Annotated in this window: 28 protein-coding genes and 1 tRNA gene; 21 read left to right on the top strand and 8 right to left on the bottom strand. The window is 67.5% G+C overall.

The window, feature by feature from the left end; all coding sequences use genetic code 11:
* Position 1: 1 nt before the first annotated feature.
* Positions 2-469 carry a Fur family transcriptional regulator gene (locus AC1DFR_RS05890; protein WP_026537503.1) on the bottom strand — a complete coding sequence of 156 codons (468 nt, stop codon included), beginning with the start codon at positions 467-469 and terminating at the stop codon, positions 2-4.
* A gap of 102 nt (positions 470-571) precedes the next feature.
* Here AC1DFR_RS05890 and AC1DFR_RS05895 point away from each other — a divergent pair, with 102 nt between their 5' ends.
* Together AC1DFR_RS05895 and htpX are read left to right on the top strand one after the other, a co-directional pair.
* Positions 572-1,843 carry an MFS transporter gene (locus tag AC1DFR_RS05895; RefSeq protein WP_476872958.1) on the top strand — a complete coding sequence of 424 codons (1,272 nt, stop codon included), beginning with the start codon at positions 572-574 and terminating at the stop codon, positions 1,841-1,843.
* A gap of 70 nt (positions 1,844-1,913) precedes the next feature.
* Entirely contained in the window at positions 1,914-2,783 is an 870-nt protein-coding gene (gene htpX / locus AC1DFR_RS05900; RefSeq protein WP_243181996.1) for a zinc metalloprotease HtpX, read from the top strand.
* A gap of 112 nt (positions 2,784-2,895) precedes the next feature.
* On the opposite strand, the gene AC1DFR_RS05905 is transcribed toward htpX, so the two are convergent.
* On the bottom strand, positions 2,896-3,387 hold the full coding sequence (locus tag AC1DFR_RS05905; RefSeq protein ID WP_018773569.1) for a YajQ family cyclic di-GMP-binding protein: 492 nt from the start codon (positions 3,385-3,387) through the stop codon (positions 2,896-2,898).
* A gap of 196 nt (positions 3,388-3,583) precedes the next feature.
* Between AC1DFR_RS05905 and AC1DFR_RS05910 the strand changes: the two genes are divergently transcribed.
* Positions 3,584-3,838, top strand: a complete 255-nt coding sequence (locus AC1DFR_RS05910) for a hypothetical protein (RefSeq protein ID WP_028276970.1) — start codon at positions 3,584-3,586, stop codon at positions 3,836-3,838.
* A 172-nt stretch (positions 3,839-4,010) separates the two neighbouring features.
* Positions 4,011-4,092, top strand: a tRNA-Tyr gene (locus AC1DFR_RS05915).
* Between the two features lie 117 nt (positions 4,093-4,209).
* Here AC1DFR_RS05915 and AC1DFR_RS05920 read toward each other — a convergent pair.
* Complete coding sequence (locus AC1DFR_RS05920) at positions 4,210-4,773, bottom strand: LysM peptidoglycan-binding domain-containing protein (RefSeq protein WP_476872959.1); 564 nt, start codon at positions 4,771-4,773, stop codon at positions 4,210-4,212.
* A 120-nt stretch (positions 4,774-4,893) separates the two neighbouring features.
* On the opposite strand from AC1DFR_RS05920, the gene AC1DFR_RS05925 reads away from it, so the two are divergent.
* The 4 genes from AC1DFR_RS05925 to AC1DFR_RS05940 all read left to right on the top strand — a co-directional run bounded on the left by AC1DFR_RS05925 (position 4,894) and on the right by AC1DFR_RS05940 (position 7,390).
* Positions 4,894-5,487, top strand: coding sequence for a DinB family protein (locus AC1DFR_RS05925; protein ID WP_476872960.1), 594 nt, complete (start codon positions 4,894-4,896; stop codon positions 5,485-5,487).
* 70 nt (positions 5,488-5,557) lie between these two features.
* Positions 5,558-5,935 (top strand): META domain-containing protein, encoded by a 378-nt coding sequence (locus tag AC1DFR_RS05930; RefSeq protein ID WP_230009962.1) that lies wholly within the window; start codon positions 5,558-5,560, stop codon positions 5,933-5,935.
* A 133-nt stretch (positions 5,936-6,068) separates the two neighbouring features.
* Entirely contained in the window at positions 6,069-6,245 is a 177-nt protein-coding gene (locus AC1DFR_RS05935; RefSeq protein ID WP_162159079.1) for a DUF1059 domain-containing protein, read from the top strand.
* On the top strand, positions 6,242-7,390 hold the full coding sequence (locus AC1DFR_RS05940) for an EAL domain-containing protein (RefSeq protein ID WP_230009956.1): 1,149 nt from the start codon (positions 6,242-6,244) through the stop codon (positions 7,388-7,390). Before AC1DFR_RS05935 ends, AC1DFR_RS05940 begins: the two co-directional genes overlap by 4 nt.
* Here AC1DFR_RS05940 and AC1DFR_RS05945 read toward each other — a convergent pair.
* A complete protein-coding gene (locus tag AC1DFR_RS05945) occupies positions 7,387-7,863 on the bottom strand; it encodes a DUF1810 domain-containing protein (RefSeq protein WP_476859362.1) in 477 nt (158 codons plus the stop codon). The two genes, AC1DFR_RS05940 and AC1DFR_RS05945, sit on opposite strands and share 4 nt — an antisense overlap.
* Positions 7,864-7,979: 116 nt before the next feature.
* Here AC1DFR_RS05945 and AC1DFR_RS05950 point away from each other — a divergent pair, with 116 nt between their 5' ends.
* The 5 genes from AC1DFR_RS05950 to AC1DFR_RS05970 all read left to right on the top strand — a co-directional run bounded on the left by AC1DFR_RS05950 (position 7,980) and on the right by AC1DFR_RS05970 (position 12,422).
* Positions 7,980-8,912: an ABC transporter ATP-binding protein gene (locus AC1DFR_RS05950; protein ID WP_476872961.1), complete on the top strand. Its 933-nt coding sequence runs from the start codon at positions 7,980-7,982 to the stop codon at positions 8,910-8,912.
* On the top strand, positions 8,905-10,497 hold the full coding sequence (locus tag AC1DFR_RS05955) for an ABC transporter permease (RefSeq protein WP_476872962.1): 1,593 nt from the start codon (positions 8,905-8,907) through the stop codon (positions 10,495-10,497). Before AC1DFR_RS05950 ends, AC1DFR_RS05955 begins: the two co-directional genes overlap by 8 nt.
* Before the next feature lie 117 nt (positions 10,498-10,614).
* Entirely contained in the window at positions 10,615-11,346 is a 732-nt protein-coding gene (locus tag AC1DFR_RS05960; RefSeq protein WP_476870429.1) for an MgtC/SapB family protein, read from the top strand.
* 84 nt (positions 11,347-11,430) lie between these two features.
* Positions 11,431-11,973, top strand: coding sequence for a GNAT family N-acetyltransferase (locus tag AC1DFR_RS05965; protein ID WP_476855641.1), 543 nt, complete (start codon positions 11,431-11,433; stop codon positions 11,971-11,973).
* 32 nt (positions 11,974-12,005) lie between these two features.
* Entirely contained in the window at positions 12,006-12,422 is a 417-nt protein-coding gene (locus AC1DFR_RS05970) for a VOC family protein (RefSeq protein ID WP_476872963.1), read from the top strand.
* A gap of 13 nt (positions 12,423-12,435) precedes the next feature.
* On the opposite strand, the gene AC1DFR_RS05975 is transcribed toward AC1DFR_RS05970, so the two are convergent.
* Positions 12,436-12,870: a DUF7144 family membrane protein gene (locus AC1DFR_RS05975; protein ID WP_043436157.1), complete on the bottom strand. Its 435-nt coding sequence runs from the start codon at positions 12,868-12,870 to the stop codon at positions 12,436-12,438.
* 182 nt (positions 12,871-13,052) lie between these two features.
* Between AC1DFR_RS05975 and AC1DFR_RS05980 the strand changes: the two genes are divergently transcribed.
* The 3 genes from AC1DFR_RS05980 (at position 13,053) to trxA (ending at position 14,872) form a co-directional block, all read left to right on the top strand.
* On the top strand, positions 13,053-13,781 hold the full coding sequence (locus tag AC1DFR_RS05980) for a Type 1 glutamine amidotransferase-like domain-containing protein (RefSeq protein WP_476872964.1): 729 nt from the start codon (positions 13,053-13,055) through the stop codon (positions 13,779-13,781).
* Positions 13,782-13,834: 53 nt separating this feature from the next.
* Positions 13,835-14,380: an acyl-CoA thioesterase gene (locus AC1DFR_RS05985; protein ID WP_476872965.1), complete on the top strand. Its 546-nt coding sequence runs from the start codon at positions 13,835-13,837 to the stop codon at positions 14,378-14,380.
* A gap of 78 nt (positions 14,381-14,458) precedes the next feature.
* Complete coding sequence (gene trxA, locus AC1DFR_RS05990; RefSeq protein ID WP_018773584.1) at positions 14,459-14,872, top strand: thioredoxin; 414 nt, start codon at positions 14,459-14,461, stop codon at positions 14,870-14,872.
* Between the two features lie 108 nt (positions 14,873-14,980).
* Here trxA and AC1DFR_RS05995 read toward each other — a convergent pair whose 3' ends face one another.
* Entirely contained in the window at positions 14,981-15,259 is a 279-nt protein-coding gene (locus AC1DFR_RS05995) for a putative quinol monooxygenase (RefSeq protein WP_091558751.1), read from the bottom strand.
* Positions 15,260-15,370: 111 nt separating this feature from the next.
* On the opposite strand from AC1DFR_RS05995, the gene AC1DFR_RS06000 reads away from it, so the two are divergent.
* Entirely contained in the window at positions 15,371-17,059 is a 1,689-nt protein-coding gene (locus AC1DFR_RS06000) for an AMP-binding protein (RefSeq protein ID WP_476872966.1), read from the top strand.
* Between the two features lie 132 nt (positions 17,060-17,191).
* The gene (locus AC1DFR_RS06005; protein ID WP_476872967.1) at positions 17,192-18,109 is read left to right on the top strand and encodes a hypothetical protein; all 918 of its coding nucleotides are present in this window, start codon (positions 17,192-17,194) and stop codon (positions 18,107-18,109) included.
* A gap of 111 nt (positions 18,110-18,220) precedes the next feature.
* Here AC1DFR_RS06005 and AC1DFR_RS06010 read toward each other — a convergent pair whose 3' ends face one another.
* Entirely contained in the window at positions 18,221-19,201 is a 981-nt protein-coding gene (locus AC1DFR_RS06010; RefSeq protein WP_476872968.1) for a DNA-3-methyladenine glycosylase family protein, read from the bottom strand.
* A gap of 164 nt (positions 19,202-19,365) precedes the next feature.
* On the opposite strand from AC1DFR_RS06010, the gene AC1DFR_RS06015 reads away from it, so the two are divergent.
* Positions 19,366-19,794 (top strand): VOC family protein, encoded by a 429-nt coding sequence (locus AC1DFR_RS06015; protein ID WP_476851356.1) that lies wholly within the window; start codon positions 19,366-19,368, stop codon positions 19,792-19,794.
* Between the two features lie 34 nt (positions 19,795-19,828).
* Here AC1DFR_RS06015 and AC1DFR_RS06020 read toward each other — a convergent pair whose 3' ends face one another.
* The gene (locus AC1DFR_RS06020; protein ID WP_476851355.1) at positions 19,829-21,022 is read right to left on the bottom strand and encodes an ArsB/NhaD family transporter; all 1,194 of its coding nucleotides are present in this window, start codon (positions 21,020-21,022) and stop codon (positions 19,829-19,831) included.
* Between the two features lie 81 nt (positions 21,023-21,103).
* Between AC1DFR_RS06020 and AC1DFR_RS06025 the strand changes: the two genes are divergently transcribed.
* Together AC1DFR_RS06025 and AC1DFR_RS06030 are read left to right on the top strand one after the other, a co-directional pair.
* Positions 21,104-22,489, top strand: coding sequence for a cystathionine beta-synthase (locus AC1DFR_RS06025; RefSeq protein ID WP_243181137.1), 1,386 nt, complete (start codon positions 21,104-21,106; stop codon positions 22,487-22,489).
* A 17-nt stretch (positions 22,490-22,506) separates the two neighbouring features.
* Positions 22,507-23,727: a cystathionine gamma-synthase gene (locus AC1DFR_RS06030; RefSeq protein ID WP_476859371.1), complete on the top strand. Its 1,221-nt coding sequence runs from the start codon at positions 22,507-22,509 to the stop codon at positions 23,725-23,727.
* Positions 23,728-23,801 lie beyond the last annotated feature (74 nt).

Consider the following 23,801-nt stretch of genomic DNA (forward strand, 5'->3'; position numbering starts at 1 on the left):
CTTAGTTTCGTTCGGAGGGAAGCTGTTGGGTGCGCTGGCAGTCCTGGCAGATGCCCTGGTACAGCACGTCCGCGATCTGGATGGTCATCGGCTTGGCGTCCGCGTTCCAGTGCGGGGTCAGGCAGGGCGCGTGGCCCACGGCGCATTCGACGTCCTCCACCCGGCCGCAGCTGATGCACACGGCATGGTGGTGGTTGTCCCCGACCCGCGTCTCGTACAGCGCGGGGGAGTGCGGGGGCTCAAAACGGCGCAGCATGTGCAGATCCGTGAGGTCCCCGAGGACCACGTAGACGGACTGGGCGGTCAGGTCCGGCAATTCCTGCCGGGCGGCGGCAAGGATTGCCTCTGCCGGCGAATGCGGGTGATGTTCGACGGCGGCCAGCACGGCCAGGCGCTGTTTGGTCACCCGGCGGCCGTGGGCACGCAGGGCGGCTGCCCATGCGTCGTGGGTGCCCGAGGAATCCGTCATACCCTCATTCAAGCACTTATTATGACTGCCTCACAATAAGGCGTGGCTAATATTGTCCGGCCGTGTCACAGGGCACTCCCGGTTCGCCACTAGAGTTGCCCGGTGGAGAAATTGTTGGCGGACATCACGCCGTTGCGTGAAAGTCCGGCCTTCCGCCGTCTGTGGCTTGGGTCCGCCGTCTCCGCCCTGGGCAGCCAACTGACCTTGGTGGCGGTCAGCCTGGAGGTCTACCGGCTGACCCAGGACAGCCTCTACGTGGGCCTGCTGAGTCTCTTCGCCCTCGTGCCGCTGGTCTTTGGGGGCCTCCTGGGCGGCTCGATCGCCGACGCCTATGACCGCCGCACCGTGGCCCTCCTGGCCTCGTCCGTCCTCTGGCTGACCACCGCCGCGCTGGCCCTCCAGGCGTGGCTGGAAGTGGGCAACGTGTGGCTGCTCTATGCGCTCGTGGCGGTGCAGAGCGGCGCCCAGGCCATCAACCAGCCGGCCCGCAGCGCCATCATCCCGGTGCTGGTGCGCAAGGAGTTGCTGCCGGCCGCAAATGCCCTGAGCATGATGATTTTCGGGCTGACCATGACCGCCGGCCCGTTGCTGGCCGGCGTGCTCGTGGCGTGGGCCGGGTTCGGCTGGACGTACACGATCGACGTCATCAGCTTTGCGTTTGCGTTCTGGGCCCTCCTGAAACTGCCTTCCATGCCGCCGGGCGAGCACGCCAGGCCGGCCGGGCTCCGTTCCGTGGTGGAGGGGTTCCGTTTCCTTGGCACCCGGCCCAACCTCCGTATGACGTTCGTGATCGATCTCGTGGCCATGATCTTTGCCCAGCCCCGGGCGCTCCTGCCGGCCATCGGCGCGCTGATGATCGGCGGCGGTGAGGCCACGGTGGGGATCCTGTTGGCCTCGATGGCCGTGGGGGCGTTCCTGGCCGGCCTGTTCTCGGGGCCGCTGGGCGGCGTCCGCCGGCAGGGGGCCGCGGTGGTGTGGTCCGTGATGGGCTGGGGCGGCTCGGTGGCGGCCTTCGGCCTGGTGGTGGTCCTGGCCGGTCATTCCGGCGACCACGGCGTGGGCGTGTGGCTGCTGCCCGCCGCCCTGTGCTGCGCGCTGGCCGGCATCGCGGATTCCGTGAGCGCAGTCTTCCGGACCACCATCCTGCAGGCCTCCACCCCCGACCATCTGCGCGGGCGTCTGCAGGGCGTCTTTGTGGTGGTGGTCGCCGGCGGACCCCGGATCGGGGACATGCTGGCCGGCGGCGCGACTAAACTTTTGAACGAGGGGTGGGTCCTGCTGCTCGGCGGCGTGCTGTGCATTGCTGTGGCCTGGATATTGGCCCGCCAGGAGTGCGGATTCCTGCGGTACGACGCGCGGAACCCGGTGCCGTAGCGGTTCGTTTTCCTTGGTAGGTCAGTGAATTACAGGGCATCAGCTTGCAGTACACGTATCAGGAGGACCAGTGCACAAGCATCACAACGGACTGAAGACCGCGGCGCTGTTCGGAGTGCTGTGGGCGGTCCTGCTGGGCCTGGGGGCGTTCATCGCCGCGGGGACCCGCAGTGCGGCGCCGATCTGGATCATGGCCCTGATCGGGGTCGGCACCACGGCCTACGGGTACTGGAACAGCGACAAGCTCGCCATCCGTGCCATGCAGGCCTATCCCGTCACGGAGGCCGAGGCGCCCCAGCTGTACCAGATCGTCCGGGAGCTGTCCGGCCGGGCCAACCAGCCGATGCCGCGCATCTACGTCTCGCCCACCATGGCGCCAAATGCCTTCGCCACCGGCCGGAACCCGCAGAACGCGGCAGTGTGCTGCACCGAGGGCATCATGCGGATGCTGGACGCCCGCGAACTGCGCGGCGTCCTGGGGCATGAACTGATGCACGTCTACAACCGGGACATCCTGACGGCGTCGGTGGCGGCCGCCGTCGCCGGCGTCATCACTTCGGTGGCGCAGATGATGTTGCTGTTCGGCGGCGGGGACCGCCGCAATGCGAACCCGTTCGCCGCGATCGCCATGGCCCTGCTGGCCCCGTTCGCCGCATCCCTGATCCAGATGGCCATCTCCCGTACACGGGAGTACGACGCCGACGAGGACGGCTCGTCGCTGACCGGAGATCCGCTGGCGCTCGCCTCCGCCCTGCGCAAGATCGAGCAGGGCGTGCAGCTGGCGCCGTTGCCGCAGGACCAGCGGCTGGTCAACGCCTCGCACATGATGATCGCCAACCCGTTCAAAGGCGGAGGCGTGGCCAAGATGTTCTCCACCCACCCGCCGATGGCCGAGCGGATCGGCCGGCTGGAGCGGATGGCCGGGCGCCCGCTCAGCTGAGGCAGGCTGCGGCTCTGGCGACGCGGGAGTAGTTCCGCGACACGCAAAAGGGCTGGCGACACCGTCGCCAGCCCTTTTCCGCGACGCGCAAATTTGCGCCGCGGACGGGCCGCTAGCTGCGGAAGTTAACGAACTGCAGGTCGGCCTCGTCGAAGCCCTTCAGCAGGTTCATGGTCTCCTGGAGATCATCGCGGGACTTCGAGGTCACCCGGAGCTCGTCGCCCTGGATCTGTGACTTGACGGACTTGGGGGCCTCGTCCCGGATCAACTTGTTGATCTTCTTGGCGAGGTCCTGGGCGATGCCCTCCTTGATGGAGGCCTCGAGCCGGAATTCCTTGCCGGAGGCGTAGGGCTCGCCTGTGTCGAGGGACTTCAGCGAAATGCCGCGGCGGATGAGCTTGGACTGCAGCACATCGAGCACCGCGAGCACCCGCTCCTCGGAGTTGGCCTTCATCAAGATCTTCTCGCCGCTGAAATCGACCTCGGCGCCGACGCCCTTGAAGTCGTAGCGCTGGGCAATTTCCTTCTGCGCCTGGTTCAGCGCGTTGGCGACTTCCTGCTTGTCTACCTTGCTGACGACGTCGAACGTGGATTCGCCTGCCATGACTTTCCTCCTGATGGTTGCCGGGTGCCTGCGTGAGGCCGGGATGTCTGCATTCCAGACTAGTACGGATGCCCCCGATGTGGCGGCCGGCCTTGCGTCCCGGGTTTCACAGTCCGCTCATAGCTCAATCACGGCGGGAACGAAGCCGGGCTGGCCAGAGTTGCAAGAGTTGGAACCGCTGCTGAAAGGCAAGAACATGCACCAAAAGGCTGTCCGCTACGTCAACCGCACCACCGCCGCCGCTGCCAGCACCCTGGCCGCGACGGCGAGCTCCGTAGCCGCCGCCGCGCTGGCGGCGTCCATCATCCTGAGCCCGGCCGCCGACGCATCAGTCCGCATGGACGGGGTCCACACGGACCTGGCCCGCGCCGTCGAGCTGAACCAGGTCACCGCCGAGCAGGCGGCACGATTCGAGGCAAGGCTGGCGGGGCGGATTCTCGGCGAGGCCTGAAATTCCGCGGATTTTGGCCCTTTTTCGGCCCTTTTATGATCTGCTGAGGCGCCGATTCGATTCTTCGGCGGAAGTTCTGTAAAGTTGTCTTGCCCGCGGGTGCTGGAAGCGGAACGGACTGGAAACAGGCGTTCCGGGACTGGAAACCGCGAGTGATCTTCTTTTGAAGTTCGGCAGATTACCCGAGCGGCCAAAGGGGGCTGACTGTAAATCAGCTGGCAACGCCTACGGGGGTTCGAATCCCTCATCTGCCACCCTTGGAGAAGCCTCCGGAACCATTAGGTTCCGGAGGCTTTTTCTTTGTCCGCGGCCCAACGGCCCGTCTCCACAGTGCAAAGGCCTGTCGCAAAGGCCTGCCTCAAAGGCCCGGCTCAGTCGGCCGGGGGATTCGGAATGGTTACCGTGGTGCCGGCGGGCGGAATCCATTCGCCTCCGGTCAACAGGTTCAGGTTGGCTATCCGCAAAGCATAGAGCGGGACGCCGTAGCGGCTCGCGATGCCCGAGGGAGTGTCTCCGGCGCCCACCCTGTACAGGAGCCGTCCCTGCCCGTCCTGCCCGGTCACGCTGCCGCCGGCCCCTAGCTGGGGCACGTCCACGCCCCTGAGGTCGATAATCTCTCCTGCGGCAACGGACACCGCTTCGTTGAAGCTCCTGAGGATCTCCGGAGTCATCCGGAAGTGGGCGGCGATGCCCTCCCAGGTGTCGCCGTCGACGGCCGCGTAGCGCATCGGCAGGAGGAACCCGTTCACTTCGGTCGTCCCCCGCAGGCCTCCGGACGCCGGGGACGTTGCGGGGGCGGACGCCGCAGGCCGGGCCGCCGGAACTCCGTCCGGGGCCACTGCGCCGGAAGAACAGGCTGCCAAAAGAATGGCGAGAGCCGCGGCCAGGAGAACTGCGGCGGGCCGGACCCGATATGCACCGGAATCGAGATTCACCCTGGGTATCCTGTCGATCGGGGCCTCCCCCCGAGGCTCGTTGGCGCCAATTATTCCATACGTTTTATGAAACCCGCTGTTCCGCCAGGCAGCGCCCGCGCGTTCTGTATAGTGCGGGTCATGGACGACAAAGCGATCTTGCACACCTACCTGCGCACCCGGCGGCAGGACCTCCTCGGGAAGCTCGAAGGCCTCAGCGAGTATGACGTGCGCCGGCCCCTCACGCCCACGGGAACCAATCTGCTGGGACTGGTCAAGCACGTGGCCAGCGTCGAACTCGGCTACTTTGGCGAGGTCTTTGGCCGTCCCAGCGAGCTGAAGCTGGCGTGGTTTGCCGACGACGCGGAGCCGGATGCGGACATGTGGGCAGCCCCGGGCGAGACGCGGGAGCAGATCACTGAGCTGCACCGGCTCTCGGCGGCCCACAGCGATGCCACCATCGACGAACTCCCGCTCGACGCGCCCGGTGTGGTGCCCTGGTGGCCGGACGAGCGCAAGCACGTGACCCTGCAGCAGATCCTCGTGCACATGTGCGTGGAGACCGCCCACCACCTCGGACACGCCGACATCCTCCGCGAACTCATCGACGGCAGCGCAGGCCAGCGTCCCGGGGATCCGAACCTTTCGCCGCGCACCGCCGAGGAATGGGCCGTGCACCGGGCCCGCATCGAGGCGGCCGCAGTCGCTGCCGAAGCAGGGGGGGCAGGCCGGTAGGAGCCCGAAGGCGACCCGGAGAGGCGGAATGATCCTTCCGTGCGGGAAATAGCTCAACTAGCATGGCGGCATGAGTCGGTTGCGTCGAAGCGGTCTGCTGGTTGTTGCCATGCTGGTTGCCGGCATGGCGCTAGCGGCAATCACGGGGTGCTCCGGCCCGGCACTGAAGTCGTTCGCCGGAAGTTGGGGACAGACCGTCAAAGGTCAGCCCAACCTGACGATCACCGACGACGGCTCCTTCCAAGGAACGGACGGCTGCAATCGTTTGACGGGCAAAGGATCGATTTCGGGCGATTCCTTCGACTTCGGCCCGATCGCATCCACCATGATGGCCTGCAACGACGTCGACACGTGGCTATCGCAGGCGCACGCCGCCAAAGTGGATGGGACTGTGCTTGTCGTCTACGACAACAGCGGTAACAAGATCGGAACCCTGGCCAAGCAGTGACATTGCCGTCTTCGCACTCTGTGGGCGTTCGTGTTCCGGCAAACACCCCGCTTTTCTGCAAGCTAAATCTCAGTTTTCGGTGCGGGGCCAACGTAGGGTGGTCCGGTCCGCTGTTGAAGAAGAAGGAGCATTCGTGAAGTCGTTTGCCTGTGGTGATGTGGTTCCCGGTTGTGACGCCCGCTGGGTGTGCAGTACCGACGATGAAATTCTGGTCAATGTGGCCGCCCACGCGGCGTCCGCACATGGGCTGGAGGAGCTGCCGGCCGACGTCGTGCAGTCGGTCCACAGAGCCATCGTTCCCGTTAGTTGATTCACGAGGCAGGCGGCCTCCCGCCCGACGCCGGGGCCGCGCCGGGCCCGGATTGGGAGAAGCAACTGGCGGCCGCCTGCCGGGGTGTCGGCCTTTCCGCGGCCTACCAGCCCATTGTTGATACCGCGCGCGGCACAGTGGTGGGCTATGAGGCCCTGGCCCGGTTTCCGGGTTTCGCCGAAAAAAATCCCGAGGTGTGGTTTGCCGCCGCGCGCACGCATGGCCTGGCAGCCGAGCTCGAGGCCGCAGCCTTGCGGGCGGCGCTCGCGGCGCGTCCCACATTGCCGCCGAACTGCTTCCTGACCCTCAACGTCTCACCGGAGCTGCTGTTGACGGAGGAGATCCGTGGCATCTGGCGCGGCCAGGGAAACCTCGCCGGACTGGTGGTCGAGCTGACAGAGCAGACCCCGATCGACTCCTATCTGGAGCTTGAGCCCGACCTCAACCAGCTGCGCGCTGCCGGCGCGCTGATCGCCGTCGACGACGCCGGTGCCGGCTATGCAGGGCTCCGGCACCTGCTGGCCCTGCGGCCCTCGCTGATCAAGCTGGATCGTGAACTGATCCAGGATGTTGACCGTGACGAAGCCAAGCGTGCCCTGATCTCCATGCTCGGAACCTTTGCCAGCCGCGTCGATGCCTGGATCCTGGCCGAGGGAGTGGAGCGCGTGGAGGAACTGGACGCCCTCGTCGCCCTCGGCGTACCCCTGGTGCAGGGGTATTGCCTGGCCCGGCCCGGACCGGCGTGGGAAAAAATCGATCTCGACGTTGCCCACCGTCTGGCGTCCAACCCCCCGGCGACGCACCAGAGCATCATCCGGGACATCGTGGAACCCGCGACGACGGCCGCCACCACTGCGACGGCGGCGGCCGCGTTTGATGACAACCCGGCCCTGCAGTCGGTGGTGCTGATGGGCGATCATCTGCGGCCCGTTGCGGTGCTCGACCCCACCGCGGCGGCCCTCGGCGTCGTGAGCCCGGGAATGCGGGTCAACCTGGACACGCCGCTCAGCGAAGCCCTGGCCCGTTCCATGACGCGGACCCAGGCCAACCGGTTTGACCCCCTGCTGGTGACGGACAACGCCGGCCGCTTTGCCGGCGTCGCCCGCATGGAGCGGATGATCACGGCGCTGGCCGCGGACAGCTAACCGTCCGCCGGGTCCGGGCCGCCGGGTTGTCCGTCCCGCAACTGGCCTTCCAGCAGCCGGTCCGTGGCGGGATCGGACAGGCCATCGAAATAGCGGTCCAGGACGACGCGGAACACGGTTTCGCCGGGCGCGGCCCGCTGGAACAGCGTCATGGATGAGTGCAGCTTCCGGGTGTCGATGCCGCCGAAAATTTGCGCCGCGGACCGCCCCTGAAGTTCGGCCACTGCGGCGGCAGCCTCCCGCAGCCGCGGGCCAAGGACGCCGTGCCGGCAGTAAGCACGGGCCTCGGCCAGGGATGAGATGGCGTACTTCCGGGCGGTTTCGCTGCGGCCCAGGCCCGCGAGCTGGGGGAAAACGAACCACATCCAGTGACTCCTCTTCATGCCTGACCGCAACTCCGCCAGTGCGTGCCCGTAGGTTCCGCCGGCGTCCTGGGCCGCCACGAACCGTTCAAGATCGTAAGGGTCTTCCATGCCCGCTAGGCTACGTCCCCCGGTGCCGGAGTGACAGCACGGCGACAGGCCGCCCGCGGGCGAAGGGGTCATTCGGCCGGGGCGGGATTGCCGATCCCGGGCGTATCGTGTCCCCCATGGCGAATGTCCTGGAGATGGTCGGCGTTGTGAAGCGGTTCGGTCCCGTGGTTGCCTTGAATGGGTTGGACTTTTCAGTCGAGGCGGGCGAGGTCCACGGCTTCCTCGGACCGAACGGCTCCGGCAAATCGACCACGATTCGCCTGCTGCTGGGCATGCTTCGCGCCAATGCTGGCTCCATCCGGGTGCTGGGCCTTGACCCGTGGCGCGACGTCGCGAGCCTCCACCGGCGCCTGGCCTACGTCCCCGGGGATGTGGCGTTGTGGCCCAACCTGACCGGCGGAGAAGTGATCGACCTCCTCGGCCGGCTCCAGGGCGGCCAGGACCTGGCCCGGCGGGCCCAGCTGTTGGAGCTCTTCGACCTCGATCCGACCAAGAAGTCCCGGGCCTACTCCAAAGGCAACCGGCAGAAAGTGGCCCTGGTCGCTGCCCTGGCCACCGACGCTGAGCTGTTCCTGCTGGACGAGCCCACCAGCGGACTGGACCCCCTGATGGAGGAGGCCTTCCGCGGCTGTATCCGGGAACTGCGTAACCAGGGCCGCACGGTACTGCTCAGCAGCCATATCCTCAGCGAGGCCGAGGCACTTTCGGACCGCGTGAGCATCATCCGTGAGGGCCGGGTGGTGGAGACGGGGCGGCTTGATGAACTCAGGCACCTGACCCGCACCTCCGTCACTGCCGATGTCGCGGTGGTACCGGCGGGCTTGGATGCCCTGCCAGGCGTGCACGACGTCGTCGTCACGAACCACCGCGTCAGCGCCCAAGTGGAACCGTCCGGCCTAGCCCCGTTCATGCGGGCGTTGACCGACGCGGGACTCGTCGCGCTGACCAGCCAGCCGCCCACCCTGGAGGATCTCTTCCTTCGCCACTACGGCGCTGCGGTGCCCGTGGCCGCGGCCGGGTCGAGCAGCGGACGCACCACCGATGCGTGAAACGTTGGCGGGGACCGGAGTCCTGATCAGGCTCGGGCTCCGCCGCGACCGATGGCTGTTGCCGGCGTGGATCGCCGGATTCGCCGCGACAACGTATTCAACCGCGGTGGCCGGCGCCGAGCTCTACCCCGATGTGGGGAGCCGGGTCGAGGCCGCGACGGCCCTGAATGCCACGGCCTCGCTCGTGGCCCTCTTCGGCAGGGTCTACGACCCCACGTCCCTCGGTGCCCTGTCCCTCATCAAGTACACGGCGTTCATGGCTGCCATCCTCGCCGTCCTGATGGTGTTCATTACCGTCCGCCATACCCGCAGCGACGAAGAGTCCGGGCGGCTCGAGCTCCTGGGCGGCGGCCGGATGGGCCGCGACGCGCCGCTCGCGGCCGCCCTCACCGTCAGCTTCGGAGCCAGCATTGTCCTGGGGCTGGTCACTGCGGTGTCTTTGGCCGCCGGCGGACTTCCGGCGGCCGGCTCGATCGCGTTCGGACTGGGCTGGGCCGCCACCGGCATGGCATTCAGCGCCGTGGCCGGGGTCACCGCCCAGCTGACGGCCAGCGCGCGGGCGGCCACGGGAATGAGCCTCGGCGTCGTTGCCGTGACCTATGCGCTGCGTGCGGTGGGGGACCTCGCCGAACCGGGGCCCTCCGCCCTGTCCTGGCTTTCGCCGATCGGCTGGAACCAGCAGATCCGGGCCTTCGCCGGGGACCAGTGGTGGGTGCTCGCCCTCCCTCTGGTGCTGTGCGCCTTACTCGGGCCCGTGGCCCTGGCACTCCGCGCCCGTCGGGACCTCGGCTCCGGCCTGCGCCAGGAGCGCCCCGGCCCGGCTCGCGGCTCGCTCCGCGGGGTCGGGGACCTCGCTGTGCGGCTCCAGTTCCGGCTGCTGGCGGCCTGGGCGGTCGCCTTCGTGGTGTTCGGCGTGGTGATCGGATCGCTGGCCGGCAACGTCACGGACTTGTTGAGTTCGCCCAACGCGCAGGACATGATCATGATGCTGGGCGGAACCCAGGCCATGACGGATGCCTTCATTGCAGCGGAGATCAGCATCATGGGACTGCTGGCCGCTGCCTACGGACTGTCCGCGGCCAGCCGGCTCCGTGACGAGGAGACCGACGGCCACGTCGAGGCACTGCTGGGCACCGCCACCACCCGGCCGCGGTGGGCGACCAGCCATTTCGCCCTGGCGCTGGCCGGCGTCGCCGTGCTCATGCTGCTGGCCGGAGTGTCGGTCGGGGCCGGCGCAGCCACCGTCCTGGCCGATGCCAACCAACTCGGCCGCGTCACACTGGCCGCTGCCGCCCAGATCCCCGCGGCCTGGGTCATGACCGCTGCGGTGCTTGTGGTGTTCGGCTGGGCGCCCCGGCTCACCGGGACGGTCTGGGCCCTGCTGCTGCTCTTCGTCGCGCTTGGTGAGTTTGGCGTGCTGTGGAATGCCCCGGAGTGGCTGATGGAGCTCTCCCCGTTCCGGCACTCGCCGCTGCTGCCCCTGGATTCCGGCGCCGTCGGGCCGTTGCTCGGACTTACGGTGACTGCCGCGGCGCTCGCCGCGCTGGGGTACGCCGGCTGGCGCCGCCGGGATCTGGCCCCGTGAGCGGGCCAGAACAGCCACTACTCGCCACTAGGGGGCGGCGGTAATATCAGATTCGAGAGTTCTTGGCGCATTCCGGCACTGACGGGACGCCACTCTCGGGCCGGGTCGGAGGGCGGGATGCAGGACGCATACGGGCTATATACCCCGACCACGCTGGTGGAAATCGGGCTTCTGCTGGCGACATTTATCCTCTGCTCCCTGATTGGCACTGAGCGGCAGGTCCGGCAAAAGGTCGCTGGCTACCGCACCCACGTCCTGGTCGGCCTCGGATCGTGCACGTTCACCCTGATCTCCGCCTACGGCTTCGCCGCCGCGCTGGCGCCCGGGGCCACCATGGACCCGTCCCGTATTGCAGCCCAAATCGTCAGCGGCATCGGCTTCCTCGGTGCCGGGGTGATTTTCAAGGGACGGAACGTAGTCCGCGGCCTGACGACGGCCGCCAGCATTTGGGTTTCTGCCGCCGTCGGCATGGCGTGCGGGGCCGGAATGCTGTCCCTGGCTGTTTCGCTGACCGCTTTCCACCTCATCACGTTGTACGTCGTTTCTCCCGTGATCAGGAAGATCCCGACCCCCGACGCCCACCGGGTCCTGCACCTGGGCTATGACGACAACCGGGGCGTGCTGCGGCAAGTGTTGGAGATCGCCACGAATATGGGGTTCAGCTCGTCGATCCTGAGCATCAATAAGGCGGGCGATGAACAAAAGCCGATCGTCCTCATGGACATCCGCTTCCATGGTCATCTTCCGCTGCGGGAACTCGTCCCCTACCTCCTTGATGTGCCCGGCGTGCAGAGTGTGACCGTTCGCGGCAGCGATCCGAACGAGGACGACGACGATCCCAGCGCCTGAGAACCCCATCAAGCACACCACCGGGACTCCCGTGACTGGCGCACGCTGATTGAAGCCGTTCGGGATGACCGTTAGAGTCTGCGGATGACCGAGAACAGCGTCGCTTTGACGGATACCGTGTGCGTGCGGGTGCTGCGCAGGTCCGACGCCGGGCACCTGGCCGACGCCTACCGGCGGAACCGGGAGCACCTGGCGCCCTGGGAACCGGTGCGGTTTGAGGAATTCTTCACCGCAGAGGGACAAGCCGCCAGCATTGAATCCAAGCTCGGGTTGTTCATCGCGGGAACGGATGTGCCCTGGGTCCTCGTGGAAGGCTCCCGCATCATCGGGGTGATCAACCTCAGCGGGATTGTCCGGGGGCCATTCCTCAGCGCCCACCTCGGCTACTGGGTGGACAAGGACCTGACAGGGCGGGGAATTGGCTCGGCCGCGGTGGAGTTCGCCCTCCAGACCGCGCGCAACGAACTGGGACTGCACCGGCTGCAGGCCTCAACCCTCCCGCACAACGCCGCGTCCCAGCGGATCCTGAAGCGGGCTGGCTTTGAGGAGATCGGTTTGGCAGCCCAGTACCTTCGGATTGCCGGATCCTGGCAGGACCACATCCTCTTCCAGCGGATACTGTTCTGATGGCTGATGTTCCGGTTGCACCAGGTCCCGTTGTGCCAGTTCCCATTGCACCGGGGGACTTTGGTGCCCTGCACCATGTAGAACTCTGGGTGCCGGACCTGCAGCGGGCCAGGGACCAGTGGGGCTGGCTGCTGGGCAGGCTGGGCTACGAGGCCTACCAGGACTGGGCCCACGGGTGCAGCTGGCGCCGCGGGCCGACGTACATCGTCGTCGAGCAGTCCCCGGCGCTGACCGGAACCGCGCACGACCGCAAGGCACCGGGCCTGAACCACCTGGCGTTCAGCGCGGGGACCCGGGCTGACGTGGACGCCATGGCGGGCGAGAGCGTCAGCCACGGCTGGGCCGAGCTGTTTCCGGACAAGTATCCGCACGCAGGCGGCCCCGCCCACTTCGCCGCCTACCTCGTGAACGCGGACGGCTACGAAGTGGAGCTGATTGCTACAGGCTGATGGCGTCGGTGCCCTACGGATTGGTTGTCGGAGGTGCCTGCTCGGCCTTCAGTTCCTCGCCGTGGGCGATGATCGCGTAGATGATCAGCACGTCCATGGCGATGACGATGACGGACCACCACGGCTGCTGCGGAATGAGCATCAGTTGAACGACCGCACTGAAGCCGGCAACGACGACGCCAACGACTCGAGCCCACGTTGCGCCGGCGAAGAGCGCGACGGCGGTGAGGATCAACAGCACCCCGAGGGCGACATTCCACCAGCCCCACCCCTTCGCATCGAAGAGGAACAGGGTTCCCGGGGTCGACAAATAGTAGGTGTCGGGTCCGGTGAGCGCGACGAGGCCTTGAAGGCCGCTGAAAACGCCGTTGATGATCAGAATGACTCCGGCGAAACGGACCCAACCGGTCCAGCCGGTCGCAGTGACAGGGTGATGGGCAGTACTCATAGTGTCGACCGCTTTCCGTTGAATGCTCTGCCGTCGGCCTCATGGTCGGCGCAGTCGTGGGGTGAAGCTAGTACCGATTCCGATTATGTTCCTCGCAGTCCGGACCGGTCAATCGCTATAGGTCCTCGGAGCCGCCCGCGCCGGGCTCATTGCAATTGCCGTGGATCCGGGTACGTTGAACCATGACCATCCTGCTTGTTGGCGGCGGCCCCGACACCGTAACCACAGCTGCCGTCTTCGACCGCTTCGTCAAGGAACTCCGGCACCGGGCCACCGGCAGGGTTCCGCGCGTCGCTGTGGTTCTCTTTGACCATGAGGGCAGCTCGGAATATTTCCTGCCTGCCTATGTGGAGCCGCTGGAGTCCCGGACAGCCTGCGAGGTCGTCCCGGTCCTCCTCGGCTTCAACCGGGGCGCGGACCCTGCCGCGTTCGACGACGTCGACGGCATCGTCGTCGGGGGCGGGCCGACGCCGGGCTATCTGAAAGGCTTGCTGCCGTCCGCGCAGCCCATCCGCAGTCTGGTCTCCGACGGTGTGCCGTATATGGGATTCTCAGCCGGTGCGATGGTGGCGCCGGTGCGGGCAATCGTGGGCGGCTACCGGATCCGCGGCACCGAGGTCTGCCCGGCGGATTGGTCGGAGGGCCTGGAAGAAGTGGAGATCCGCGACGGGCTGGGCCTGGTGCCTTTCGCCGTCGACGTGCACGCCGCGCAGGCGGGAACCCTCGGCCGGGCCGTTGGGGCGGTGGCAAAAGGTCTCGTGGACCGCGCGGTCGCCGTGGACGAGGACACGGCCCTGGTCCTGCACCACGCGGACCTGGAGGAGCTGGACGTGATCGGCACCGGGAACTGCTGGACGATTCGCGGCGTCGGCACCAAGGCCACCGTCTCGGTTCTGTCGGAGCACAGCTAGGTTCCGGCACCCACCCCTTGGCACACTTGTTACTCGCGGGTAACATATGACTCATGCATCTCCTGTTCCGGACTCTCCTGCTGCTGTTCACGTCCTCACGCCGCTCACCGCTGAGCATCTGGGACAGCTCCTCGCTGCCGCTGCGGGTCCTGCCCACGGACATCGACATCGCCCTGCACGTCAATAACGGCATGTACTTCTCGCTCATGGACCTCGGCCGCTTCGACCTCATGGCCCGCAGCGGCACCTGGAGGAAGATGCGCCGCCGGGGCTGGACGCCGGTCGCGGCGGGGGAGACCATCGCGTTCCGCCGTTCGCTGCAGCTCTGGCAGCAGTACACGATCGAGTCCAGGATCATCGGCCTGGACTCGAAGGCCATCTACTTCGAACAGCGGATGGTGGTGGACGGCGAAGTGTACGCGCGGGCCTATATCGCCACCCGGCTTCTGAGCAGGGGCAAGCCCGTCAGCCAGGAGGAGATCATCCGCGAGTTCGGCGCCCCGCCGGCGGATCTGGAGCTGCCCGGGTGGATCCACGAATGGCGCGAAACCAACGCCCTGCCCGGCGCCAGGCGTCCGGCCCCGCACGCCTGGGCGTGACCCGCCTACAGCCCCGCCCGGATGTGCCAACAGCGAAATGCCGGGGACAATCCGTGCCCGCTCCCGTACCGTTGACTCATGGCTACCGTAGACATCACAGGTGAACAGTTCGCATCGACAGTCGAGGATAACGACATTGTCCTCGTCGATTTCTGGGCCGAATGGTGCGGCCCGTGCAAGCAGTTCGGCCCCACGTACTCGGCGATCTCCGAGAAGCACCCGGATGTCGTCTTCTCCAAGGTCGACACCGAAGCCGAGCAGCAGCTCGCCGCCGAGGCCGGCATCACGTCGATTCCCACGCTGATGGCCTTCCGCGAAAAGGTCCTGGTGTTCTCGCAGCCTGGCGCCCTGAACGCGCAGCAGCTCGAGCAGGTGGTCGACGCCGTCAAGGCCCTGGACATGGAAGAAGTCCACGCCCACGTGGCCCGGTCCCAGGCCGAGGCCGCCGCAGCTGCGGCCAAGCAGGACGGCACCCAGATCCCGGAGGCCTGAACCGCCACGGCTTAATCCCAGGCTTAACGCAACGCGGGGTCACTCCGCGCCCATAAATCCCTCTGGGATGGGCGCGGAGTGACCCCGCGTTGTGGTTGGAAGGGTGGGTTAGAGCGTTTCGAGCTTGACCGGCTCGGCCAGCAGCGCGCTGAGGGATTCGTTCAGGTCCTGGACGGCCGTGCCCTTGGAGTGCTTGTCCAGGTCCGCCTGGCTGGCCCACCGTTCGGTCAGGACGAGCTTGTCCTCGCTGGCCTCGGTGAGCTCGTAGCGGATGCAGCCGGGCTCGTTGGCCACCTCGTCGATCGCGATGTCCAGGGCGAGCTTCACGCGGAAGAATTCGCCGTCGTTGGGGATGAAAATGGCCTGAAGGTCAACGGGTGCACTCATGGCAATCACCCTACCGGGCTGCCGGGCAGGCGCCGGACCATGACCCAAGATTTCATAGGTCTTCCAAGCTTTGCCCTTCTTTTGCCTCCGCACTGTTGGTAGCGTCACACCATGCTTGCTTACACAGCCGGGGACACTGACGTCCCGCTGCTCGAGGAAACCATTGGCGCGAACTTCGAACGGATCGCGGCGCGGTTCCCGTACCATGACGCCCTGATCGAGGCGGCTGCGGTACCCGGCGAAGAGGCCCGGCGGTGGAGCTACACCAAGTTGAACGACGACGTCGACCGCCTGGCACGTGCGCTCCTCGCCCTGGGCGTCGCGAAGGGCGAGCGGATCGGCATCTGGAGCCCCAACTGCGCCGAGTGGACCATCCTGCAGTACGCCACCGCGAAGGTCGGGGCGATCCTGGTCAACGTCAACCCCGCCTACCGCAGCCATGAGCTCGAGTTTGTGGTCACCCAGAACGGCATGCGCATGCTGGTCACCGCGCCGTCGGACAGGAACAGCGACTACACAGGGATGGCGCGGCAGGCGCTGGCGGCGTGCCCGGATCTGCGCGAGCTGGTCTTCCTCCCGGGCGCCGGCCTGGACGGGCTGACCGCCGGCGAACCCGGCACTGACGCGGAGCGCACCTATGCCGAGCTGCTCAAGCGGGCCGACGACGTCGGGCACTCCGAGCTGAAAGCGCGCATGGCGGCACTGGACGCGCAGGACCCTGTCAATCTGCAGTACACCTCCGGCACCACGGGGTTCCCGAAGGGCGCCACGCTGACGCACCACAACATCCTTAATAACGGTTTTTCGATCGGCGAACAGCTGGGCTACACGGAACACGACCGCGTGGTGATCCCGGTGCCCTTCTATCACTGCTTCGGCATGGTGATCGGGAACCTCGCGGCGCTCAGCCACGGGGCCGCCACCATCATCCCCGGCCGGTCATTCTCGCCGGCCGCGGCGCTGGAAGCTGTGCAGGACTTCGGCGGAACCTCGCTGTACGGCGTGCCGACCATGTTCATCGCCGAGCTCGCCCTGCCGGACTTCGCCTCCTACGACCTCTCGACACTGCGCACGGGCGTCATGGCCGGCTCGCTGTGTCCCATCGAGGTGATGAACCGGGTCATCACGGAAATGAACATGAAAGACGTCGCTATTTGCTACGGCATGACGGAGACCTCGCCGGTGTCCACGATGACCCGGAGCGTGGACACCATGGCCCAGCGCACCGAGACTGTGGGCCGGACCATGCCGAACCTGGAGAGCCGGATCGTGGACCCGGTCACGGGAGAGGTGGTGGAGCGCGGCGGGATCGGCGAACTCTGCACGCGCGGCTACGCGGTGATGCGCGGGTACTGGAACCAGCCTGACAAGACCGCCGAGGCGATCGACGCCGACGCTTGGATGCACACGGGAGACCTCGCCCGGATGGACGCGGACGGGTACATCGTGATCGAGGGCCGGATCAAGGACATGGTGATCCGCGGCGGCGAGAACGTCTATCCGCGGGAAATCGAGGAATTCCTCTACACCCACCCGGACATCCAGGACGTGCAGGTGATCGGTGTCCCGGACGAAAAGTACGGCGAGGAGCTGATGGCCTGCGTCATTTTGAAGCCGGGGGCCGCGCCGATGGACGCCGCCAGCCTGGCCGAGTTCTGCCGCGGCAAGCTGGCGCACTACAAGGTCCCGCGCTACGTGGATGTCCGGGAGAGCTTCCCGATGACCGTTTCCGGCAAGATCCGCAAGGTGGACATGCGCCAGGAGGCCGCGGCCCGGCTGGGCCTCCAGACCGGCGGCTGACGGCAAGGCGGGGTCACTTAAGGCCCATCCCGAGGCGCCGGACGGGCCGTAAGTGACCCCGTGTTGAGGCGATTCCGGAGGGCCTGTGGATAACCTCAGCGCCGAGGTTGATCCGCGGTCACAATGGTGCGCATGGTCCGCATTGTGCCGCTTCCCGAAAGCCTCACCCTCACACCGTTCACCGTCTATGAGTCGCGCGCGCTGGGTATTCCGCCCAAACGTCTACGGGCGCACGATTTGTCCGACGGCGGCCGCCTTATCTATCTGCCGGCCGGCCGGCAGCTTGAGATCGTCGAACGGGCCAGGGTCCTCGCCGCTGCTACCCCGGGTGCCTGGGCGTCCCATGAAACCGCGGCCGTGCTGACCAGGCTCGGGCTGCCGCCATGGTTGGGCGAATGCCCCACCATCCACCTCAGCAAACCCCATGAACTGCCCAGAGTCCGCCGTGCCGGGGTCACGGGCCACCGCGTGCGGCTCATTCCGGGCGAGCTGACCGACGTCGACGGCATCCCTGTCACGGCGCCGCCCCGCACTTGGCTGGATCTGGCCGCAGTCCTGCCGCTCAACTACCTCATCGCGATGGGAGACCAGCTCATCCGACAGCCCAGGCCCAGCCTCGAACTGAGGTCGGAGCCCTACGCCTACAAGGATGGCCTGCGGTTGCTGATCCGCCAGCATCCCAACATGAAGGGCGTCGAGAAGGCGCGGCTTGCGCTGGACGAGATGCGGGTGGGAGCAGACTCTTTCCCGGAGACATTCCTGCGGCTGGCGCTGTTGGATGCGCGTCTGCCGGAGCCGGAGCTGCAATTGAGGCTCGACCCGGAAGACCCGCGCTCACCGGCTGCAGACATGGGCTACCGGAGGTACGGGATCGCCATGCAGTACGACGGCGTCCACCACCTCACGCGGGAACAGCAGACCCGGGACAACCGGCGAGACGAAGCGTTCCGCAGCGCCGGATGGGCGTATTTCAAAGTCAACGCCGATGATCTTGCCGAGGGATTCGACAGCGTCATCACCCGGATCAAGAGGGCCCGGCTCCGCGCCTAAGCAAACTCCTGCCCTCATGACCCGCCACACCAGCGCGGGGTCAGATCGCGCCCATAAAGGGGCCCCGGATGGGCCGTAAGTGACCCCGCGTTGCTTTGAGCGAGAGGGAGGTCAGTGGCTGCGGTGGTCCTGGATGGTCATGCGCGGGCCAAATGTCGGTTTCCGGAAGCCGCTCAGCCCGATCATCCGGACCACCCGCTGCCGGTGCCCCGCCCATGGAGCCAGCAGCCTGAGCATGCCGGCGTCGTCTGTCCGGCGGCCGGTCAGGGCGGCGCCCACGTAGGCCGCAAGGTGGTAGTCGCCGACCGAGATCGAATCCGGGCAGCCGTGCGTGCGCTGCACCACCTCCGCCGCCGTCCAGACCCCGATTCCGGGCAGGGTCTGCAGCTTGGCGGCCGCTTCCGCGGCGGGGAGGGCGGCGAGCCGTTCCAGCGCGGCGGCCGAACGCAGCGCCCGCATGACGGTTCCCGACCGCTGCGGGCCCACGCCGGCCTTGTGCCACTCCCAGGACGGGATGTGCAGCCACTGCGCGGCCGTCGGCTGGACCAGCAGATTGGCGGGCGCGACGGTGCCGGCGCCCGGCGCCGCCGTCCCGAAGCGGTACATCAGGTAGCGGTATCCGCGGCGGGCCTCGATAACGGTGACCTTCTGCTCCAGGATGGTCGGCACGAGTGAATCGATCATCCTGCCGGTTGCAGGCAGCCGGATCGCGAGGTTCCGGCGCCGGGCTTCAACCACCATGCGCGGGAGGCTCGCGTGGAATGCGGGCTCGTCGAAGCCGGACCAGTCGTCGTCGCTCCCGAGCATGCGCGGGACGGAATCGACGGCGTCCCCCGCTCCGGGACCCCAGGCCTGCGCGTCCACGGCAGGGTCAGCCCGCGTCCCGGCCGTTGCCAGGCGCAGCGTGGCCGGACCGCGGGGCGTCGTGAACGCAAACCAGATGCCGTCCGGGGCGGTGCGGATGGACGGGTCACCGTGGCCGCGCAGCAGCGTGCCGATGGTTTGCATCAAGTCGAACGGGCCGCCCGGGTGCCACCGCAATGAGGCGTCCGCCGCGGCGGCAACGCCTGCGGGGGCGTCTGCAAGGCTCATTCGAACATGTTCCCACGGCCCGCTGACAGCAGCGGCATCCGCGGCAACGACGCAGGGGCCGTAGGGCCCTTAACCTCCCGCGCTGCCGGGACTAAAATCCGGCTGTGGCGTGCTGTGTCCGCGCCCGCCTCTTGGCCCCGAATCCTTGTTCTTGGGAGAGTGTGATGGCTGGTGGAGTGGTACATTTCGAAATCCCCGCAGAAGACGAGGGCCGCGCACGCGAGTTCTACAGTTCGGCGTTCGGCTGGGAGGTAAGCCAGGTGCCGGAGATGAGCTACGCCATGATCAAGACGACGCCGACGGATGCCAACGGCATGCCCTCCGTGCCGGGCTCCATCAACGGCGGCATGTTCCGCCGCGAAGGCGACCTCACATCCCCGGTGGTCACTGTGGATGTCGATGACATCGACGCGGCGTTGGAGAAGATCAATGCACTGGGCGGCAGCACCGTCTTACCGCGCGAGGCAATCGGCACCATGGGCTGGGCCGCCTACTTCCGGGACACTGAGGGCAATGTGGTCGGCCTCTGGCAGAACGCCCCGCGTGAGGGCGGCGCCGGGGCAGCGAACGCCGGGAATGACATCGGCGCCTGACGCGCCGGGCACGCCGGCCCGCAATGCATCCGCCTCACTGCATCCCGGTGGTGAGCCACAGCGCCACGACCGCCAACGGGACGGTGAGGACGACGGCGGCCACGCCGGCGAGGGCGAAGCCTCCCCAGCGGATCTCCACATTCAGGGAGCGGAGCCGCTCGTGCCACAGCAGCGTTGCCAGGGACGCCCAGGGGGTCACCAGCGGGCCCAGGTTCACGCCGATCAGCAGGGCCGCCAGCCGGGCCGGGGAGCCGCCCACCGGTTCCAGGGCCAGATACGCGGGGAGGTTGTTGACCGCGTTGGCTGCGCCGGCGCCCAGGCCGGCGAGCTGCAGGAGCGCCGGCAGGCTCTCGCCCGTGCCGGCGATCCCGGTCAGGAACTGGGTGAGCCCGTTGGCGTGCAGGGTCTCCACCACCATGAACAGTCCGGACGTGAGCATCAGCGGGCGCCAGGGAATCATGGACCAGCGCAGGACGGAGCGCCGCCGCCAGAGGAAGAGCAGGAGCAGGGCAGCAGCCGCCGCGAGTGCCGGGATCTGCACCGGAACCCCGGAGACAAGCGCCGGGAGCAGGACCACCATGACCCCCGACGCCGAGTACAGCAGCACCCGGTCCCGGACCTTATGGACGGGCTGGGGGCCGTACGTGCCGCGCAGGTCCTTCCGGAACGCCAGCCACAGGAGCACCAGCGGCACGAGGATGCCCACCAGGGCCGGGGCCCACACGAGCGAAGCGAACGCGGCGGGGCTGAGGTTGAGCCGCTCCTGCGCGAGCAGGTTGGTCAGGTTGGAGACCGGCAGCAGCAGCGAGGCCGTGTTCGCCAGCCACACCGTGGTCAGCGCAAACGGCAGCGGCGGAATGCGGGCGTGAATGGCCAGCAGCACGACGACGGGAGTCACCAGCACCGCCGTCGTATCCAGCGACAGGAACACCGTGGAAACGGTGGCCAGGGCGATCGCGAGGAACCACAGCAAGAGGACCCGGCCGCGGCCCAGGGCGGCCAGCCGCTCCGTGACGACGCGGAAGAGCCCGGCCTCATCCACCAGCTCGGTGACAATGGACATGGCGACCACGAACGCCAGTATCGGCACGGTGCGTGCTGCCAGCGCCTGGAAGGCGGGGACCGGCAGCAGCCCGGACACCAGCGCCGCGCACCCGGCCAGCAGCATGCCCGCGGGCAGCGCGTAGCTCTTGAACTTCTTCAGCCGGGCGATCCTCTTCACAGCCATATCCTCGCATCTGCCAGAGCCGTGGCAGCGCCGTGGCCGCGCCGACGTGCCCGCCGCGCCGGAGACGGTAACTTTGTACCTATGAAGTACGCCCCGTCCGTCCTGGACCTCATTGGCCATACGCCGCTCGTCAAACTCAACCACGTGACCGATGGCATCGCAGCCACGGTCCTGGTGAAGCTCGAATACCTGAACCCCGGCGGTTCGATCAAGGACCGCATTGCGGTCAAGATGATCGAGGAGGCCGAACGAACGGGCCAGCTCCTGCCCGGCGGCACGATCGTGGAGCCCACCTCGGGCAACACCGGCGTCGGTTTGGCGCTCGTGGCGCAGCAGAAGGGCTACCGCTGCATCTTCGTCGTGCCGGACAAGGTCGGCGAGGACAAGCGGGCCGTGCTCCAGGCCTACGGCGCGGAAGTGGTGGTCACGCCCACCGCCGTCCCGCCGGACAGCCCGCAAAGCTACTACGGCGTCTCCGACCGGCTCGTCACTGAAATCCCCGGCGCCTACAAGCCGGACCAGTTCTCCAACCCCGCCGCCCCGGCCAGCCACTATGAGACCACGGGCCCTGAGATCTGGCACGACACCGACGGCCGCATCACCCACTGCGTGATCGGCGCCGGGACCGGCGGCACGATCACCGGCACCGGCCGGTACCTCAAGGAAGTCTCCGCCGGGCGGCCCGGGGCCGAGGGTGGCGTCGTGAAGATCATCGGCGCGGATCCCGCCGGCTCGGTGTACTCCGGCGGCACGGGCCGCCCGTACTTTGTCGAGGGCGTCGGGGAGGACATGTGGCCGGCCAACTACGACAAGTCGGTCCCGGACGACGTCATTGCCGTCAGCGACGCCGACTCCTTCGCGATGACGCGCCGGCTGGCGCGCGAGGAAGGCCTGCTGGTGGGCGGCTCCTCGGGCATGGCCGTCGTGGCCGCCATGGAAGTCGCCAAGGACCTCCCGGCCGACGCCGTCGTCGTGGTCATCCTGCCGGACTCCGGCCGCGGCTACCTGGCCAAGATCTTCAACGACCAGTGGATGCGTTCCTACGGCTTCCTGGCCGGCGGGGACGAGGCGTCGGTGGGCGAGATCCTCAAGGCCAAGACCGGTGAACTCCCGGACCTCGTGCACATCCACCCGAACGAGTCCGTCCGCGACGTCATCAACATCATGAACGAGTACGGCGTCTCGCACATCCCCGTTTTGTCCCAGGAACCGCCAGTCGTCATGGGCGAGGTGCTGGGCGCCGTGGACGAACGCACCCTCACGGCCAAGCTCTTCCGCGGCGAGGCCAAGCTCTCGGACAAGATTTCCGAACACATGGAGGCCCGGCTCCCCGTGATCGGTTCGCTCGAATCGATCTCGACCGCCCGCGAACTCCTCTCCGACGCCGACACCCTCATGGTGACGTTTGTCGGCGCCCCGGTGGGGATCCTGACCCGCCACGACCTCCTCGCGTACCTCAGCAACTGACCAGTTCAAGGAGTCCCATGTCTGTGCCTGAAAGCCCGTCCTCGAAAAACCAGGGTTTCAACACCCGCGCCATCCACGCCGGCCAGGCGTTTGAGCCCCGCACCGGGGCGGTGGTGCCCCCCGTGCACTTCTCCTCGACCTATGCCCAGGACGGCATCGGCGGGCTGCGGGCCGGTTATGAATACGGCCGGGGCACCAACCCCACCCGTGACTCGCTGCAGGAGCAGCTGGCGGCCCTGGAAGGCGGGAGCGCCGCGTTCTCCTTTGGCTCCGGCCTGGCCGCCGAGGACTCGATGATCCGCGCCCTCACCCGCCCCGGTGACCATATTGTGCTCGGCAACGACGCCTACGGCGGCACGTACCGGCTCATCAGCCGGGTCCTGGGGGAGTGGGGCATCGGCAACACCCCGGTGGACATGTCCGACCTCGACGCCGTCGCGGCCGCCGTCGCGGCAGGCGGCACCGCCGACAGTACGGCCGACGGTGGCGGCAAGACCCGCCTGGTGTGGGTGGAGACGCCGTCGAACCCGATGATGAAGATCACCGACATCGAGGCGCTCGCGAAGGTGGCGCACGACGCCGGCGCGCTCCTCGTGGTGGACAACACCTTCGCCTCCCCGTACCTGCAGACCCCGCTGGCCCTCGGCGCCGATGTGGTGGTGCATTCCACCACCAAGTACATCGGCGGGCACTCCGACGTCGTCGGCGGCGCGATCGTGGTCAACGACCCCGACCTCGCCGAGAAGATCGGCTTCGTGCAGTTCGCCGTCGGCGCCGTGTCCGGGCCGATGGACGCCTTCCTCACCACCCGCGGGCTCAAGACCCTCGGGGTGCGCATGGACCGGCACAGCGACAACGCCCAGGCCGTGGCCGAATGGCTGCTGGGGCGCCCCGAAGTGGAGGCCGTGCTCTACCCGGGCCTGCCCACCCACCCCGGCCACGAGCTGGCCAAAAAGCAGATGAAGAAGTTCGGCGGCATGATCTCCGTGCAGTTCAAGGGCGGCGAGGCCGCGGCCCGCAAGGTGGCCGAATCGACCTCCGTGTTCACCCTGGCGGAGTCCCTGGGCGGGATCGAATCGCTCATGAACTACCCGTCCGAAATGACGCACGCCTCGGTCAAGGGCACGGAACTGGCGGTCCCGGTCAACCTGATCCGGCTCTCGTGCGGCATCGAGGACGTGGAAGACCTGATCGCCGACCTCGACGCCGCGATTTCCTCCCTGGCCGCCGGCAGCTAGCTGCACCGTAGCTGCACCGTAGCTGCACCGGCAGCCGACCCCGGCGCCCGGATCATTCCGTCGGGCCACCCTAG

It is taken from the genome of Arthrobacter sp. 05T410, from assembly GCF_056396505.1.